This window comes from Flavobacterium sp. (assembly GCF_030146175.1).
Lineage (GTDB): Bacteria > Bacteroidota > Bacteroidia > Flavobacteriales > Flavobacteriaceae > Flavobacterium.
On record NZ_JASLCE010000040.1, the window covers coordinates 24945 to 43341 of the forward strand.

Annotated in this window: 17 protein-coding genes; 9 read left to right on the plus strand and 8 right to left on the minus strand. The window is 40.1% G+C overall.

The genetic code is table 11. The annotated features are described in order from the left end of the window. Positions 1-22 precede the first annotated feature (22 nt). The 9 genes from xrtF to Q1R07_RS04575 all read left to right on the plus strand — a co-directional run bounded on the left by xrtF (position 23) and on the right by Q1R07_RS04575 (position 9090). A complete protein-coding gene (xrtF, locus tag Q1R07_RS04535; RefSeq protein WP_300486423.1) occupies positions 23-580 on the plus strand; it encodes an exosortase family protein XrtF in 558 nt (185 codons plus the stop codon). Next, a complete protein-coding gene (locus Q1R07_RS04540) occupies positions 555-998 on the plus strand; it encodes an exosortase F system-associated protein (RefSeq protein WP_300486425.1) in 444 nt (147 codons plus the stop codon). The genes xrtF and Q1R07_RS04540 overlap by 26 nt, the downstream gene beginning before the upstream one ends. A gap of 42 nt (positions 999-1040) precedes the next feature. Continuing rightward, positions 1041-1898, plus strand: a complete 858-nt coding sequence (locus Q1R07_RS04545) for an ATP cone domain-containing protein (RefSeq protein ID WP_300486427.1) — start codon at positions 1041-1043, stop codon at positions 1896-1898. Between the two features lie 3 nt (positions 1899-1901). Continuing rightward, positions 1902-3260, plus strand: coding sequence for an MBL fold metallo-hydrolase (locus Q1R07_RS04550; RefSeq protein WP_300486429.1), 1359 nt, complete (start codon positions 1902-1904; stop codon positions 3258-3260). 44 nt (positions 3261-3304) lie between these two features. Further along, positions 3305-3727 carry a hypothetical protein gene (locus Q1R07_RS04555; protein WP_300486431.1) on the plus strand — a complete coding sequence of 141 codons (423 nt, stop codon included), beginning with the start codon at positions 3305-3307 and terminating at the stop codon, positions 3725-3727. Positions 3728-3793: 66 nt separating this feature from the next. Further along, the gene (locus Q1R07_RS04560; protein ID WP_300486433.1) at positions 3794-6037 is read left to right on the plus strand and encodes a TonB-dependent receptor; all 2244 of its coding nucleotides are present in this window, start codon (positions 3794-3796) and stop codon (positions 6035-6037) included. Between the two features lie 15 nt (positions 6038-6052). Further along, positions 6053-6391 carry a cation transporter gene (locus Q1R07_RS04565; protein ID WP_300486435.1) on the plus strand — a complete coding sequence of 113 codons (339 nt, stop codon included), beginning with the start codon at positions 6053-6055 and terminating at the stop codon, positions 6389-6391. A gap of 549 nt (positions 6392-6940) precedes the next feature. Continuing rightward, complete coding sequence (locus tag Q1R07_RS04570) at positions 6941-7486, plus strand: helix-turn-helix transcriptional regulator (protein WP_300486437.1); 546 nt, start codon at positions 6941-6943, stop codon at positions 7484-7486. A gap of 293 nt (positions 7487-7779) precedes the next feature. Continuing rightward, complete coding sequence (locus Q1R07_RS04575) at positions 7780-9090, plus strand: hypothetical protein (RefSeq protein WP_300486439.1); 1311 nt, start codon at positions 7780-7782, stop codon at positions 9088-9090. Between the two features lie 39 nt (positions 9091-9129). Here the strand turns inward: Q1R07_RS04575 and Q1R07_RS04580 are convergent, their stop codons facing one another. The 8 genes from Q1R07_RS04580 to miaB form a co-directional block, all read right to left on the minus strand. After that, on the minus strand, positions 9130-11520 hold the full coding sequence (locus Q1R07_RS04580; RefSeq protein ID WP_300486441.1) for a hypothetical protein: 2391 nt from the start codon (positions 11518-11520) through the stop codon (positions 9130-9132). A 91-nt stretch (positions 11521-11611) separates the two neighbouring features. Further along, positions 11612-13243, minus strand: a complete 1632-nt coding sequence (groL, locus tag Q1R07_RS04585; RefSeq protein ID WP_136402231.1) for a chaperonin GroEL — start codon at positions 13241-13243, stop codon at positions 11612-11614. Positions 13244-13286: 43 nt separating this feature from the next. Further along, complete coding sequence (locus tag Q1R07_RS04590; RefSeq protein ID WP_300486444.1) at positions 13287-13562, minus strand: co-chaperone GroES; 276 nt, start codon at positions 13560-13562, stop codon at positions 13287-13289. A 141-nt stretch (positions 13563-13703) separates the two neighbouring features. Continuing rightward, positions 13704-14108, minus strand: coding sequence for a preprotein translocase subunit SecG (secG, locus tag Q1R07_RS04595; protein ID WP_300486445.1), 405 nt, complete (start codon positions 14106-14108; stop codon positions 13704-13706). Positions 14109-14119: 11 nt separating this feature from the next. Next, a complete protein-coding gene (locus Q1R07_RS04600; protein ID WP_300486446.1) occupies positions 14120-15109 on the minus strand; it encodes a tetratricopeptide repeat protein in 990 nt (329 codons plus the stop codon). 18 nt (positions 15110-15127) lie between these two features. Next, positions 15128-15631, minus strand: coding sequence for an LptE family protein (locus Q1R07_RS04605; protein ID WP_300486447.1), 504 nt, complete (start codon positions 15629-15631; stop codon positions 15128-15130). 4 nt (positions 15632-15635) lie between these two features. After that, a complete protein-coding gene (locus Q1R07_RS04610; protein WP_300486449.1) occupies positions 15636-16901 on the minus strand; it encodes a sigma-54 dependent transcriptional regulator in 1266 nt (421 codons plus the stop codon). A 48-nt stretch (positions 16902-16949) separates the two neighbouring features. Further along, positions 16950-18395 carry a tRNA (N6-isopentenyl adenosine(37)-C2)-methylthiotransferase MiaB gene (gene miaB / locus Q1R07_RS04615; protein WP_300486451.1) on the minus strand — a complete coding sequence of 482 codons (1446 nt, stop codon included), beginning with the start codon at positions 18393-18395 and terminating at the stop codon, positions 16950-16952. Between the last annotated feature and the right edge of the window lie 2 nt (positions 18396-18397).

Here is an 18397-nt window from a genome sequence, read left to right on the forward strand (position 1 = left end):
TTTTTGTTAAAAATAAAGCGGTTTGAAAAATCTATTCCTCCAGTATAAGCCATTTTTTATCTTTCTGATGAAATTTCTGTTGCTCTATATTATACTTACAGTGGTGTATAAGTTGTACCTCGGTCAGTATGATGCCGAGAAGTTTCAAACCGATGGCGTTACGACTTCAGTGGCTTTTCAGGTCGAAAAAACAATAGGCTTTCTTGGAGAACCGGTAACAACCGCGCCGAGTACTAAGGATGCATCGGTAGTAGTCCTGTTGCGCGACAAACCGATAGTGCGAATCATCGAAGGATGTAATGCGGTGAGTATTATGATTCTGTTCGCGGCTTTTATCTTTGCTTTTTCATCGGGTTGGAAAAAGACCTTCCTATATATTGTTATCGGAATTGCTCTGATTCATGTCCTTAATGTTTTAAGGATTGTTTTATTAACGATAGCTATAGATCGTTATCCGGAGCAGGAGCATTTACTGCACGGAGTGGTTTTTCCGTTGTTTATCTACGGTGTTGTTTTTATATTATGGGTACTTTGGGTTCAGAAATTCTCCGGATATGCTACAAAACGTGTGGAAAAATAAACAAACCATTTTAGGGATTCTGTTAGCGGTTGTATTGTTGGTCGTTATCCGGGCTTTTGAAAACGAACTTTTCTACGATCCGTTTCTGGAGTTTTTTAGAGGGACTTTCCAGAATGCGGTTTTACCAACTTACGAAACCGGGCGATTGGTAGTTAGTCTGTCATTGCGGTATTGGCTCAATACCGGGATATCCTTATTTATTATTTATATTGTTTTTAGAGAAAAATCACTGCTCCAACTTTCCGGGATATTGTATGTCTTCTTTTATATAGTACTATTAATGGTTTTTATCATAATGCTAAGAAGTTCGGAGAAACCGGATTATATGACGTTGTTTTACATTCGTCGGTTCTTGATTCAGCCGTTGTTCCTGCTATTATTCCTACCGGCATTTTACTATCAAAAGAAAAAATCGTAATATTTTTTGTACCTTTAAAGAAATGAAAAATCTATTTAAAGGATGAAAGTTGTTAAACAGTCGGGCGATATCGTGAAATTCGACAGTGAAAAACTGAAACGTTCCCTACAAATGTCCGGAGCCAGTCCGGAAAAAATAGAAGAGATTCTCAATATAATTGTCAATCAGCTTTACGATGGGATGCCTACCCGGAAAATAAACCGCCAGGCTTTTCAGCTATTAAAAAAGACATCAAAAGTACACGCGGCCCGTTATAATCTTAAAGCGGCGGTTCAGGCGTTAGGGCCGGCCGGTTTTTTCTTTGAAAAATATGTGGCGTTATTGTTTCAAAATGAAGGATATGCTGCCAAAACCAATCTGGTTTTAAACGGGAAATGTGTGACACATGAGGTGGATGTGCTGATTAAAAAAGACCAACGGATTGGCATGGTCGAATGTAAATTTCATAGCCGGAATGATATTAAATCGGATGTAAAAGTGCCGATGTATATTTTGTCCCGGTTTAACGATTTGAAAAGTAAGACCCATTCTATTTTTAGTCAGAGTGATACCATTACCCGATGCTGGGTGATTACCAATAACCGTTTTACAACCGAAGCCTTGCAATTTGGACGGTGTTCCGATTTAAAGATGGTTAGCTGGGATTATCCCGAAAAAGAAAGTCTGAAATTTAAAATAGAGGAAAGTGGCCTTTTCCCGATTACCTGTCTGACAACCCTGACGCAAAGCGAAAAGGAAAAATTATTGATCACCGGAGCTTTGCTGGCATCCGATATATCGGATAACAGTCAGTTGCTGGAAGATATAAATGTACATCCGAACCGCATTAAAAACATAATCCGGGAAGCTTCGGCATTATGTGAACACATCGGAAATCAAAGTAAAATTTTTAACGATTAGCGTATGAAAGTTCAGTTTTTAGGTGCCGCCGGTACGGTAACCGGTTCCAAAACACTTATCGAAAGTGATAATGGTACTCGCATTTTGGTTGATTGCGGTTTGTTTCAGGGTGGAAAATTATTGCGGAGTTTTAACTGGAATCCACTATCCGTATTACCTTCAACCATCGATTATGTATTGCTCACGCACGGTCATTTGGATCATTGTGGATGGCTGCCGCGATTGGTTAACGAAGGATTTGATGGAAAAATCTTTTGTACCGGGCCTACCAAGTCGATCAGTAATCTGATTTTGCAGGATAGTGCCAAGATTCAGGAAGAGGAAGCCGAAAAAGCCAATAAAGAACACTATTCAAAGCACGACCCGGCCGAGCCGCTCTACACGGTCGAACAAGCCGATAAAGTACTACCGCATTTTAAAGTCATAGCCATCGATACGCCTTTTGAATTGGAAGCGGGCGTAACGGCGACCTATTTTTATGCGGGTCATATTCTGGGTGCTTGTTCCATTACATTGGAGATTGATGGAAAAAAACTCGTGTTTTCGGGCGATATCGGACGCGACAATGATGTATTGTTGTATCCGCCGGTACATCCGAAACAAGCCGATTATATTTTTCTGGAAAGTACCTACGGAAACAAAAAGCATCCGGACAACGATCCGAAAGCCGAATTGGAAGCCTGTATTAACGAAACCTACGAAAATGGTGGTAATGTGGTGATTCCAAGTTTTGCGGTCGAAAGGGCGCAAAGTATCATGTATCTGATCTGGCAACTTAAAAAAGAAGGGCGAATACCCGATATGCCGTATATTATTGATACGCCAATGGGGATTAAAGTCCTGGATATTTTTACCGACAATGAAAAATGGCACAAACTGAAATGGGAGGAATGTACCGGAATGTGTGAAATGTTTACGATGATCACCAATTATGAAGAAACAATCGAAGCGATCTACGACGATCGTCCGAAGGTAGTAATAGCCGCCAGCGGAATGATCACCGGAGGACGTGTTTTAAGTTATCTGGAACGCTATATCGTCCGACCGGAAACGACCGTTGTTATCGTAGGTTATCAGGCCGAAGGAACCCGTGGTCGAAAATTACTGGAAGGCGAAAAGGAAATAAAAATTTACGGACGTTATTATCCGGTGGAAGCAAAGGTTGTCGAGATTGAAGGCTTATCGGCACATGGCGATCAGGACGATTTGGTAAACTGGCTGTCGGAACTGGAAAATAAACCGAAAAACATATTTCTGGTACATGGCGAAGCCGACAGTTTTACCGAATTAAAAGCGACCATCGAAGCGAAATACGGTTATGAATGTATCATTCCGGAACTGGAACAAAGTATCGAATTATAAAGTCATTAACACAGTACTACAAAAAAAGTACTATTTTTGTGGCAATGAAAATTAAAAAGCACATTAGTATACTTATAGCAATGCTGATATTGGTCTCCAATGTCGGACTCGCTTTTAATGTGCATTATTGCGGTGGTGAAATCGCCTCGGTTTCATTGGCCTACAAATCGGAAATGCCGTGTATGGAAACATCCGATTCGGACAGTTCCTGTTGTGCCGCCACCGAAAAAAAAGACAGCTGTTGTTCCAATAGTAAAGTCGACTTAAAGAAAAGTACTACCGATAATATTATTGTAAAAAGCTTCCAGCTTGACTTGGGTGCTTTTACCATTGCCGATAACTGGAAACCGGTTGTCGATAGCGAAGTGGAGGAAGTAGTGGTAAAAAGCGATATTCCGTCTTTTTACTGCGATAGTAACGCGCCACCACTCTTTAAACTCTACTGCCAGTATATTTTTTACGCCTGATTTTTAATGCTTTGAAATCCTGCGCACGTTGCGCATACCTTACATTCAAACATTAAAAATTAAATTATGCACAAGAACTTTATGTTTTTTCTGCTGCTGTTTGTCAATTTTGTAACAGCGCAAGAAAATGTAACAGGTACGATTACCGATGAACACAATCTGCCTGTAATTGGAGCTTCCGTTACCTGGAAGGATACCACAATTGGAGTAACCACCGACGAAAACGGTGCTTTTAGTCTTCCGTATTCCAAAGACAATCATCTATTGGTGATTAGTTATGTGGGTTATGAGACACAAACACTTGAAATTCACGAACCGAAAGCGGTTAAAATAAATATTAAACCCTCAAAAACACTGGGCGAGGTTGTTGTACAAACCAAGCGAAACAGTCTGCAGAAATCGTATGTTAAAACGGCTAATGTCGTTACGATGAGCAGTAAAGAATTGCTTAAGGCGGCTTGTTGTAACCTTTCCGAAAGTTTTGAAACCAATCCGTCGATTGATGTGAACTTTTCGGATGCGATTTCCGGAAGCAAGCAGATCAAAATGCTGGGATTAACCAGTCCGTATATTCTGATTGCCGAAGAAAACATTCCTTCTGTACGCGGTGCGTCACAAGCGTATGGTTTGTCTTTTACACCGGGAACCTGGGTCGAAAGTATTCAGGTAACCAAAGGAGCCGGAAGCGTGGTAAATGGCTATGAGAGTATCTCCGGTCAGATCAATACCGAATTGATCAAACCTGCGAATGATATTCCGTTTTTCCTGAATGCCTATGGATCGACCGACAGTCGTTATGAGTTAAATACCCATTTTAATAAAAAAATATCCGACAAATGGAGTAGTAGTCTTTTCCTGCATGGAAATGCGCGTGTCGCTAAAAACGATATGAATAACGATGGTTTTCTGGACAATCCTTTGGGAAAACAAATCAACGTGCTCAATCGTTGGCAATATAGTGATGCCGAAAAAGGCTGGGTAAGCTTTATCAATCTTCGCTATATGCGTGATGAAAAACAAACCGGACAAGTAGATTTTGATCCGGATCGGGATAAATTTACCAACAACTATTGGGGTTCCGAAATCAATACCGATAAAGTAGACCTTTCCACAAAAATCGGATATGTATTTCCGGATATGCCGTACCAGAGTATCGGATTCCAGAACTCTTTTAATTACCACAAACAGGAGTCTTATTTTGGGTTTAATCAGTATAATATTCAGCAAAACAGCTTTTATTCCAATCTGATTTTTAACTCGATTATCAGCAATACACTGAATAAATTTTCGACCGGATTAAATTTTACTTCCGATGATTATAACGAATACGTATTTGTAGGATCAGGCATGGATGTGAGTCGTCGTGATAACTCTATCGGAGCTTTTTTTGAATATACCTACGACAATACGGATAACTTTAGTTTGGTTGCCGGAGCGCGTTATGATGTTCACAACCGATTAGGGGCTTTCTTTACACCGCGTTTGCACCTGCGATACAATCCGTGGGAAAAAGCGGTTTTCAGAGCGTCGGCGGGAAGAGGAAAAAGAAGTGCGAATATCTTTGCCGAAAACCAACAACTGTTTGCTACTTCAAGAGCGTTTAACATTCTGAATACAGGTGGAAAAATTTACGGATTGGATCCGGAAATCGCCTGGAATTATGGGGTGAGCTTTATGCAGGGCTTTAGTCTTTTTGGGAAAACAGCTGAGGTAAGCGTCGACTTTTATCGTACCGATTTCGAAAATCAGGCGGTAGTCGATTTATATGCGAGTCCGCAACAGGTATTGTTTTATAATTTAGACGGGAAGTCGTATGCGAACAGCTTGCAATTGGAGTTTAACTACGAATTTTTCAAGCACCTGAACCTGCGTACGGCCTATAAATATTATGACATCCAGACGGATTATTTAAGCGGAGCCAAAGAGCGTCCATTGCAAGCCAAACACCGTGTTTTCGCGAATCTGGCCTACGAAACACATATCAAAGAAAAAGGACAACAATGGAAATTTGACTTTACCTATAACTGGATGGGAGAACAACGTTTACCCAATACAGCCGACAACGCATTATTACGCGACCGTTTGCCGGATTATTCACCGTCATTTTCGGTAATGAATGCCCAGATTACCCGAACCTTTTCCAGTACGTTCGAAGTATATGTAGGAGGTGAAAACATTGGAAATTATAAACAGAAAAAAGCTATTTTAGGAGCGGAAAACCCATTTGGTCCGTCATTTGATAGTTCGATTATCTATGCACCGGTATTCGGACAGATGTATTATGCCGGATTGCGATTTAAAATTAAATAACTAAAATTAGAAACCATGAAAAAAATAATAGTAGTGCTTTTACTGTCGTTGGTAGGATTTGCGGCACAGGCACAGGAAAAGAAAAACAAAAATGGAAAACACGATATTGCTGTAAAAGGGAATTGCGAGATGTGTAAAAAGCGTATCGAAAAAGCTGCTTATGCGGTTCCGGGCGTTAAATCGGCGATATGGACGGCCGATAGTCAGTCGTTACATGTGATCATGAACGAAGAAAAGGCGACGCCGTTACAGATTCAGGAATCGATAGCCAAAGCCGGACATGATGCCGGAGAGGTAAAAGCCAGCGCCGATGATTATGGCAAGTTGCACAGCTGTTGTCAATATGAACGATAAAATTAAAATCCCGATTCGAAAGAGTCGGGATTTTTTTATGAATGAATCGAAATAACGATACTGTGACTAAATCATCATTGTAAAGGACAAGAAGGGAATTGTGTTGCGATGAGCTGTTGAAAATGAATACATTGTGTTTTGTTTTTAAGATGGACGGAGTGTTAAATGATTTTTAAAGTTCGGATATTTTCAGAACTTTTTGTACTTTTGAAATGAGGATAATAGGACGGAAAATAATTTTAAAATTAAAATGGAAGAATATCGGAAATAAAAAACTGGGTAATGCAATTGATCAATTACTAACAGATTTAGAAGCATTCGATTTTAAAGTTGCGACTATAACGAATAGTAGAAAAGATGCAGATTGTGTACATAGTGAAGGTTTTTATTTTTTAATATTCATATCCATAGAACACTAATTCTGATAGAACTGGATGATGAAGGAGAGGCGACCATTGTTTGGGCCGGATCACATCAGGAATATGAAAGGACTTTTAAAAACAATAAAGCCACTATTGAAAAATGGTTGCGTGCTAAAAATTATATCGAATGATAAATACCGATTTTACAATAGAAGAATTTATCAAGAAAGGGGAAATCACTGATGAACTGGAATTGGAACGCGCGTTAATTGCCGACCGAAAACTCCGACTACTGGCAAAAGATAACCTTTATTTTAAAAACCTTAGAAAAAAACTAAGAAATTTAATTGAAGCATACGAACGCAAAGAGTGGTCGGATATAGGACAATTAACGGATGAAAAACTGGCAGAAAGTGCCTTTTGGGAAAACGTAGCGGAACAGGAACGGATTTTTATGGAAAAAAGAAAACAACAAATCCGAAAAGAATTAAAAATCCGGAATCTGACACAACAAGATCTAGGACATCTATTAGGGCATAAAAGCAAAACACATATGTCGGAATTAATGAACGGAATAAAACCGTTTACCTTAAAAGATTTGGTACTGATAAATCAATTGTTGCGGATCGATATAAAAGAATTGATTCCTGTTTTTCTGTCAAAAGAAGACAGGATTCGGGTACAATCGGCAATGGCGAAACTGGGTAAACCTCAGATCAAATTATGCAGCTAGAATAAAATAAAACAGGTACTTCTTCTATAATCTAAACGAGATACCGTTATCCTACTGCAGGAATGAAAAATTAAAATCCCGATTCGAAAGAATCGGGATTTTGTTATAAAAAACATAAAAATACCGGGAATGTAGCCATTCCGACTGCGTTTTCCATGGCATTTTGACTCGAAAAAGGTATATTTGTGACAATAGGTCGGGAGTGATAAAAATCCATTTTAGAGGAGCAATGTTATGGAGAGGGATTTTCGAAACCGACTGCCTATCGCCTGAAAACTCACTTTACTACATTTATGAAAACAACTAACATTTTAGCGACAGGATTGCTGCTGCTAGGGTTTTGTATGCCACAACATTTGCAGGCTCAGGACTTTTTTAAAGACAGGAAACTCAACCTGAACGAAGACGGTTCCAATTATGTAAAATTTACATTCCTTACTCAGGCCTGGTTACGCCATCAGGATTTTAATCCCGGATCGACAATCAATGGAGTAGCGCAGGATAACGGTACCGATATCGGAATCCGCCGCTATAGAGTACAAATGTACGGTCAGTTAACGGATCGTGTTTTTATTTATACCCAATTCGGCGAAAACAACTTTAACAATATGTCCGATCGGAAAGTGGGCTTTTTTGTACACGATGCGATGGGTGACTATGCGATAGACAAAGAAAAGCTGTCTTTGGGTATGGGATTATCGGGTTGGAGTGGACTGGCGCGTTTTGCATCGCCTTCGGCAGGAACGATTCTTGGCGTAGATGCACCCTTGTACCAACAAAGTACCAATGATGTAACCGATCAGTTTTTGCGAAAGCTATCGGTATTTGCCAAAGGAAAACTCGGGAAATTGGATTACCGTATTGCAATGGCCAAACCGATGAACATTCAAAAATCGGCTAACTATAACCCAACTGTTACGACCAATGCCACTTTTTCTTCCGAACCGCCCAATATGCAATGGAACGGTTATTTCCAGTATCAGTTTAAAGACCAGGAATCCAATCAGACGCCTTATATGACCGGAACCTATTTAGGAAAGAAAAAAGTGTTGAATGTCGGCGCCGGATTTATCTATCAAAAAGACGCTATCTGGCGACTGGGAACAACCAATGATACGATTCGTGAAAATATGGTGCATTTGGCGGCAGACGTATATTATGATGCTCCGATAGGCAGTAGAGGGGAAGCGATTAGTGCTTATGGTAGTATCACACATTACGATTTTGGGAAAAACTACACCCGTAATGCCGCGGTGATGAATCCTGCAAATGGTACCAAAGACCCGACTATTTTAAACGGAAGCGGTAATGGTTTCCCGATGTATGGCACCGGAACCATTTTGTATGGTCAAATCGGATACAAGCTAAAAGACAATTTGATCGGAAAAACGACTTTAATGCCGTATGCTTCATTACAACATGCGAATTATGAACGACTCAATCGCGCGATGCAGTTTTACGATGTAGGGGTCAACTGGTTATTGTCCGGACATACGTCCAAATTTACCGTTGCTTATCAAAGTCGACCGGTTTACCATACAAACGGTGATTACCTGGATCGAAAAGGTGCGATCATTGCGCAATATCAGGTGTTCTTTAATTAAGACTATAAAAAAACCGAAGTGCAAGCTTCGGTTTTTATTTTATAACTGGATTGTTTTTTCTTCGGAAATAAGTTCTCCGTCAGAACCAATACCTTCAATCTTTACTTTAATGCTTTTCTGGTTGTAATTCGGAATAGAAAAAAGGAAATCTCCATTTTGATCCGTTCGGACATCCGGAATCCAGTTAATCGTTCCGTAGTTGATAAATCCTTCATCATAATCCTGATAATACGGATTTTTAAAATCTTTCGGATCCTGAGCGGCTCTTTTTACAACGTAGGATTGGGCTTTTGATGCCGCTTTGTCTGTTCCCATATAGCGTTTGGTATAAATACGGATAAAACCGCTTCCTCCTTCCATGCCCATTCCATAGCCACTTTTACTGATATAGATTTCGTCGACCATATCCAATGACATTCCAATAAGCATTGTTAAATCCGGTTGTAAAGGTACATCATCTACAAAAATGGCAGGGGAAGGATTACCTCTCAGGGATCGGGTAATTCGATTGTTAATATAAACAGAACCGTTTTGATAGATCACATCAAAGCCGTTGGCACCGATAAATGAAAGGATTTCGCGATACGAAGCAAAATCACCACTACTGATTTTGTAACCTCTCGCCATGGAATTGTTATACCGGCCTATATTTTTTAAAGGAGGTGGTGTTTTTGCTTTTTTCTTAATAGTCACATTATCCAGCTGAATTGCTTTTTTATTTTGGATTTGAGGTATTGCAAGTGTTTTGGTTTCCGTAACAGCATCGGTATGGCATAGAAAATCTGGTTTTGGAAGCGGTTTTAAAAACGGGCTTTGTCCGTCGAGAACCTGAATTGACATAGGGAGATTTTCGGTCATCCCATTTTTGTTATATAAGGTTAAGGATACGGAAGCCGAATCGTACAAGATAGCATTGTTAAAAATAAATTCGTTTTTATCGTTGATATCCGATTTTTTTCGGACACTATTATAAAAAGAACCCATTTGTACGTAGTAGTCACCTTTATTGGTGATTTTTTTATTGATTGTTCCTTTAATGGTGACTCCAACTTCAGATTTATAGGTTTCGGTCGGAATGGGAGACTTTGATATCGTTTCAAAATCGTATTTTGGTTTTTGTGTGATCAGATACGTATCCAGTTCGTAGTGTTTTCCTTTTGAAAAATCGGAAAGATAATAGGACGTATTGGCTATCATAGGGTTGTCCAGATAGGACGAAAATACAAAGTTGTCGTATAAGGATCGTGCATTTCCGATAGCGGCTGTTTTTTCGGGTAACACAGATATGCTTAGACTGCCAAAAGGAATAGTGGACTTGCCTTTAAAATAGAGCGTGTCATTTCGGGTTTCCGACAGGGATATTGTTGCTTTTTTGACCAGATCATACGGTTTAAAAATAAGACGCTCGGCTAACTTTTTATTGTTGGCATCAATCAGTACCAAAGTATTGATTCCGTTGTAAAAATGTTGGTTATCGATGGTGAATGTATCTTCCGTTGTACCTTTTTTAAGCGTCAATTTTTCAATCAGAGACACTTTTTCGTCCTGTTGGATTATAAGCGAAAGCGCTACATCAGAATTGGACGGACTTGAGGTTTTGAGTGTTAAGAAAGCTCTGTCGGACGATGTATAATTATTGATACTAAATGTGAAATTCGAGGTTTTAAAAGTCGGTAATGCAAAAGTTTGTGTGTTGTTTCCGATGGTAAAAACCGCTTTGTAAGGCGCGTTGTAAGTTTGAAGTAAGTCAAATCGGCCGATACCTTTTTCATTAGTCGAAAAACTGGTTACCACAATTCCTTTGGCATTTATGACAGAACCGTTTTTAACGGCAATGGGATTTCCGTTACAATCCGTTATTTTAATAGCAATCGTGTTTGAGTTGTTTTCTAAGAAGACACCGCCTTCAGGGAAGAATTGTACTGTAAGCGCCTTCAGGTTCGCAACGGTATTTGTGTTGACAGTAGTTGCATCAACGGGATTTAAGATCGTAATGGGGTATACCGTGGATTCATCTTCCTGAAAATTATTCATAAAGTTAGTATACGCCCTGATATAATACTTTCCGGATTTAATTTTTTTATCTGGTCGGATATAGCCTTCGAAGGTTCCATAGCTGAGATAGTACAATTCTGATTGTATTTTTAGGCCTTGTTCGTCTAGTAAATCTATATAGATATTGGTTGTTTTGGTCGATGGTATTTTGCTTTTCTCTTCGATAAAATAGCCTTTAAACCAAATGCTTTCCTCATTCAGATATACCGTTTTGTTGAGATGCAAGTGAATTTTTTCCCGATCGGATTTAAAATAATTACTGTAGCTTGTTGTAATCTCTTTTTCGCGTTCGGTACCCGTTGTCGTTTGCGCCTGACTGCCATAGTATGTCATCATGACAAGAAAAATCATAAAGTAAGGTAATGATTTAGTCATAGTAGGTTTTTTCTCATTTTTGTGAAAATAAATATACAAAAAAAACCGTCACAATTTGTGACGGTTTTTTAAGATCTATTTTTAAGAAATTTTACATCATTCCCGGCATTCCGCCACCCATTGGCATTGCGCCAGCAGCGTTTTCCTCTTTAATTTCAATTAAGGCACACTCTGTAGTCAGGATCATACCCGATACCGAAGCAGCATTTTCAAGAGCTACACGGGTTACTTTTTTCGGATCGATAATTCCGGCTTTTAGCATGTCTACGTATTCGTCTGTTTTAGCGTTGTATCCGAAACTGTCTTTACCTTCGGCTACTTTGGCTACAACAACTGAACCTTCCAATCCAGCGTTTTCAACAATAGTACGTAACGGCGCTTCAACAGCACGGGAAACAATCTGAACTCCGGTTGCTTCGTCGGCATTATCGGCTTTAATATTAGCTAAAACCGTTTTAGCACGTAATAAAGCAACACCACCACCGGCAACAATTCCTTCTTCAACTGCAGCGCGAGTTGCATGTAAGGCATCATCCACACGGTCTTTTTTCTCTTTCATTTCCACTTCAGAAGCAGCACCAACATATAATACCGCTACACCACCTGCCAGTTTCGCAAGACGCTCCTGTAATTTTTCTTTGTCATAGTCGGATGTAGTCGTTTCCATCTGAGCCTTAATCTGGTTCACACGGTTTTTAATCATATCCGCTTCACCGGCACCGTTAACAATAGTTGTATTGTCTTTGTCGATGGTTACTTTTTCACACGTTCCCAACATATCCAACGTTGCGTTTTCAAGGTTGTATCCGCTTTCTTCAGCGATAACGGTTCCACCTGTCAGGATGGCAATATCTTCCAACATCGCTTTTCTTCTGTCGCCAAATCCCGGTGCTTTAACCGCAGCGATTTTTAAGGCTCCTCTTAGTTTGTTTACCACCAAAGTAGAAAGTGCTTCACCGTCTACGTCTTCAGCAATGATCAACAATGGTTTACCCGATTGTGCCACTGGCTCTAGGATTGGTAATAACTCTTTTAAAGACGATACTTTTTTGTCGTATAAAAGGATATAAGGTCTTTCTAATTCCACTTCCATTTTCTCCGGATTGGTCACGAAGTAAGGCGATAAATACCCTCTGTCGAACTGCATTCCTTCTACTACATCCACGTAAGTGTCGGTACCTTTTGCTTCTTCAACGGTAATAACACCTTCTTTTCCAACTTTTCCGAAAGCAGTAGCGATTAAATCACCAATTACATCGTCGTTGTTGGCAGAAATTGAGGCAACCTGTTTGATTTTATCTGTTGAGCTACCTACTTCCTGTGCTTGTTTCTGAAGATCGGCCACAATAGCTTCTACCGCTTTGTCGATACCTCTTTTTAAATCCATTGGATTGGCACCAGCCGCTACGTTTTTAAGACCTTCTTTTACGATAGCCTGTGCTAACACCGTTGCAGTAGTTGTACCGTCACCGGCTAAATCGTTTGTTTTTGAAGCCACTTCTTTTACCATTTGCGCTCCCATGTTTTCCAAAGTGTCTTTTAATTCCACTTCTTTCGCCACAGAAACCCCATCTTTTGTTACAGTTGGTCCACCAAATGATTTGCTGATGATTACATTACGCCCTTTAGGACCTAAGGTTACTTTTACTGCGTTTGCCAATGCGTCCACACCGCGTTTTAAACCATCGCGTGCTTCAATATCAAATTTTATATCTTTTGCCATTTTATGTCTTTATTTTAATTTATTATTTCGTTTAGGGTACCTATTAGATGATCGCCAAGATATCATCTTCTCTCATGATCAGGTAATCTTTACCGTCGAATTTTAAATCGGTTCCAGCATATTTTCCGTATAAAACAGTGTCACCAACCTTAACAGTTAGCGGTTCGTCTTTTTTACCGTTTCCTACAGCTACCACAATACCTTTCTGAGGTTTTTCCTTAGCTGTATCAGGGATGATAATACCGGAAGCAGTTTGCGTTTCAGCAGCTGCAGGTTCCACGATAACGCGATCTGAAAGGGGTTTGATGTTTAATGCCATAATGCTATGTTATTTTATGTTATTATTATTTAGATGCAATTTACTTTTCAGAAAGTATGCCAATTGCTAAAACTGACAGTTTTTTGTAAAAAAAAAATGCCAGCACTGACAGGCTGGCATTTTTCTAGCGATTGCTATATCTTATTTTTTAGCTTCTTCTGTTGGAGCTGCCGGAGCTGCTGCGTCAGTCGCTGCTGGAGTTTCTGTTGCTGCTGCCGGAGCCGCTGCTTTATCAGCTGCAGGTTTTGCCGGAGCTGCTGCTGCTGGAGCTGCTGCTGCTGGTGTACTATTGTCAATTAATTTAGAACCATTGTCACCCATACTTCCTGTAAAGCTTAAGCTGGATAATAAAATCAATACGATTAAGGCTGTAGCCAATGTCCAGGTACTTTTGTCAAGGAAATCATTTGTTTTCTGAACACCACCCATCATTTGAGAACCACCAAGGCTTGATGATAATCCTCCACCTTTAGGGTTTTGAACCATGATAACCACAATAAGTAAAAAACAAACGATTGTTATTAGTACTAAAAAAACTGAAAACATATTTTAATTTTTTAATTGTTATTTTGTTGTAATATCTTAATATCCGAAATTCGGTCTGCAAAGAAATGACTTTTTTCTGGATATTTCAAAATTAATATTTCATAAGCTTGAATTGCTTTCTGATATTTTTTTTGTTCAAGGTAAACTTTTGCCAGTGTTTCGGTCATCAGGTAGGAGGTGTCCTGCGAGGATTTCTCAATGTTTACGGGAGCTGATGGCGTATTTTTGACAGGCGTTATTTTTGGATTTGTCTCAATAAATTTGTCGATCAAATCTAATTTTTTCTTTTTCTCCGGATCAATTTCTTCTAAATCGGCTGGTTTTTCACGGTCGATAGGGCTGAATTTGGCCAGTTGTAACCATTCCTGGAACGAATGTTTTTCTTCTTTTGAGAATTCCAACGGTTTACCGATCTCCAGTTTTTCTGTAGCCGATTCAATTCCTGACGGTTCTGTTACGACCGGTTCCACTTCCGGTAATTCGGTTTCTACTATAGCTTCCGGTTCGGCTACGCGTATAGACGAACGGATGGATTGCTCCAACGCTGTTTCTACTTTGGGTTGCTCGGTAACGGATACTTCCGGTTCGGGCGTTTCTAGTTCCGGTTCGGCTTCTTTAATAGAAGAGCGAATGGATTGTTCCAACGGATCGACTTCCGGAACCGTTGTTTTGTCTTCTTCCGGTATAACAACTTTATACTGGTTGACAATGATATCGTGGATTACGGCTTCTTTTTCCTCAAAAAAAGCCTGCTGGATTGCGGTGAAATTATTTGAAGTAATAAATTCAAACAGTATACTCCGGTCAGTGGTATAAGCGGCTGTCTTTTTTAACTCCTGATTATAACGAAAACTGTTTTCATCGTAAAGCCCTTTAAGGTGAATTGCACGAGCCGCCTGAAAATAGGGGAACTGATGCAAAACCGCCTCCAGTTCGACCGTTTGCCGGGACTGGATGTTTTGGGGTTTGTTGAGTAAATAGGTTAAATCGTTTACGTTCAAAATAACAGTTTTAGAGTGTTACCACTTTGCTAGTGACTGGTTGAATACATCCTGAGTAATCCTTTCGAAAACAACATTCAGGGCTTCCGATAAACGGGAACCTACCAATTGCTCATTTCCTGGGAAATCATAATAGAACGAGAATCTTTTTTCGAAATCATCGTCCGATTTATTTTTATTGGTGAAACGTACGTTTACAGTGATCGATAGTCTGTTCTGATCGGCACCCTGATTGGCGTTCGAGCCCATAGGTGTGATACGGTAGTCGGTGATTTCACCTTCATAAATCAGATCGCCACCGGTATTGGTAAGACTCAGGTTTGTTTGATTCTGAATAATCTTTTGCAGTTCGAGTGTAAAAATTCGTTCGATACCCGGTTCAACCAAAGCGGCATTATTTTGAAAATAATTTACCTGAAATGTTTTGGCGTCTATTTTTCCGGTTCCGGTAAAATTATAAACGGAACAGCCGGTTAACAATAACAGGATCGGGACAATTAATATGTATTTAATAGCTTTCATTGTGTTACAAATCGAATTGCTTGATTTTTCGGTATAAAGTTCGTTCGGAAATTCCAAGCTCGTCTGCGGCGGCTTTTCTTTTTCCTTTATTGCGTTCCAGTGCTTTTTTGATCAGTTCAATTTCCTTTTGATCCAGTCGAAGGGAATCTTCTTCCTCAACCGCTTCGGCGATCAGATAATTTTCATCGTCATCGTCGTCAAATTCTTCCTGAATACTTTCCGAAGGCATCGGAATCACTTCCAGACTGGTTTGTTTTTCAAACGGAATTTCAGTTTCTTCGGCAGCACCATAAATGCGTTGGATCAGGTTTTTATTACTTTCCTGAACCTTGTTGGTATTCCCGTTTTGCATTAGTTCCAGCGTCAGTTTTTTCAGATCGTTCAGATCGCTTTTCATGTCGAAAAGAATTTTGTAAAGGATTTCCCTTTCGGAACTGAAATCGCTGTCGGCTTTTTTCTCGCTGATGACTGAAGGCAGATTGCTACCTTCCATCGGTAAATACGATTGTAAAGTGGCGAGTGAAATATCGCGACTGGTTTCCAGTACGGAAATCTGTTCGGCTACATTTCGCAACTGACGGATGTTTCCACTCCAGCGGTATTTGGTAAGCCATTGTACGGCACCTTCGTCTAATTTTAAAGGTGGCATTTTGTATTTATGAGCAAAATCGGATGCAAATTTCCGGAAAAGCAGGTGAATGTCCTCTTTTCGTTCGCGTAGGGGTGGAAGGTTGATTTCTACGGTACTCAAACGATAATACAAATCCTCACGGAATTTTCCTTTTTCGATGGCGCTAGTCATGTTGACATTAGTAGCCGCCACAATACGTACATTGGTTTTTTGCACCTGAGAAGAACCTACTTTGATAAATTCCCCGTTTTCAAGTACCCGTAACAAACGCACCTGAGTGGTTAGCGGTAATTCGCCTACTTCATCAAGGAAAATCGTACCACCGTCGGCCACTTCAAAATAACCTTCACGGGTTGCGGTTGCACCGGTAAATGCTCCTTTTTCGTGTCCGAACAATTCACTGTCGATCGTTCCTTCCGGGATCGCACCGCAGTTCACGGCGATATATTTCCCGTGTTTTCTATGGGAAAGGGAATGGATGATTTTCGGAATACTTTCTTTACCTACACCGCTCTCACCGGTTACCAATACCGAAATATCGGTTGGGGCAACCTGTATGGCTTTTTCGATGGCGCGATTGAGTTTCGGATCATTTCCGATGATTTCAAAACGCTGTTTTATGGCTTGGACGTTTTCCATGACAGAGGTTGTTTGGGTTATATTGATAGAATGGACCGGTTTACAACATTAATTCATGTCGGAATAACCGGTTGCTTCTCCTATTAGCGTTGCGGTAGTGCAATCGTTGATTTTTACCATAACAAAATCACCTACTTTGTAGTTTTCTTTAGGGAAAACAACCACCACATTCTCCGAATTTCTTCCGGACCAATGGGCGTCAGATCTTTTGGATGGTTTTTCGATTAGCACTTCTACCGTTTCGTTTAGGAAACGAGATGTTCGTTTATGACTCAGTTTTTGTTGTAAATCAACAATTTCCTGTAAACGACGTTTTTTAACTTCTTCCGGAACGTCATCCTCCATTTTACGAGCGGCCAGTGTTCCCGGTCTTTCGGAATAAGCAAACATATAACCGAAGTCATATTCTACATATTCCATAAGGGTTAAGGTGTCCTGGTGATCTTCTTCCGTCTCCGTTGGGAAACCGGTGATCATGTCCTGTGAAATGGAACAACCCGGAATAATGGTTTTGATTTTATCGACCAATGTCATGTACTCTTCACGAGTATGCTGACGGTTCATTTCCTGTAAAATTCGTGTACTTCCGGATTGTACCGGTAGGTGGATATAATTACAGATATTAGGATGCTTAGCGATGATATGCAATACTTCTTCGTGCATATCCTGTGGATTGGAAGTCGAAAAACGGAAACGCATTTTAGGATGTGCGATGGCACACATATCCAATAACTGGGCAAAATCTACCGCGGTTGCTTTTTGCATTTCGGTTGCTTTTTCAAAATCTTTTTTCAATCCGCCACCATACCATAAATAACTATCCACATTCTGACCTAAAAGTGTTACTTCTTTAAAGCCTCTACTGGCCAGATCGTTGATTTCTTCGAGGATACTTTGCGGTTCACGGCTACGTTCGCGACCACGGGTAAACGGCACTACGCAAAACGTACACATATTGTCACACCCTCTTGTGATCGACACAAAAGCGGTGATTCCGTTACTAAGTAAACGCACAGGAGAGATGTCACCATAGGTTTCGTCTTTAGACAAAATAACATTGATGGCATCGCGACCTTCGTCTACCTCTTTTAAAAGGTTTGGAATATCTTTATAGGCATCCGGGCCAACCACCATATCCACGATTTTTTCCTGTTCGAGGAATTGACTTTTCAGACGTTCGGCCATACAGCCCAAAACGCCCACTTTCATACCCGGATTTATTTTTTTTACGGCATTGTATTTTTCAAGACGTTTTCGCACGGTTTGTTCTGCTTTGTCCCGAATAGAACAGGTGTTTACCAGAACCAAATCGGCTTCTTCCAGTTTTTGGGTTGTATTATACCCTTCGTTGGCCAAAATTGAGGCAACGATTTCACTGTCGGAAAAATTCATGGCACAGCCATAGCTTTCGATAAAAAGCTTTTTGGAATTTCCTTCTTTATTTTCGAGAACAAGACTGGTTCCCTGTTTGTTTTCTTCAATAACCTTTTCCATAT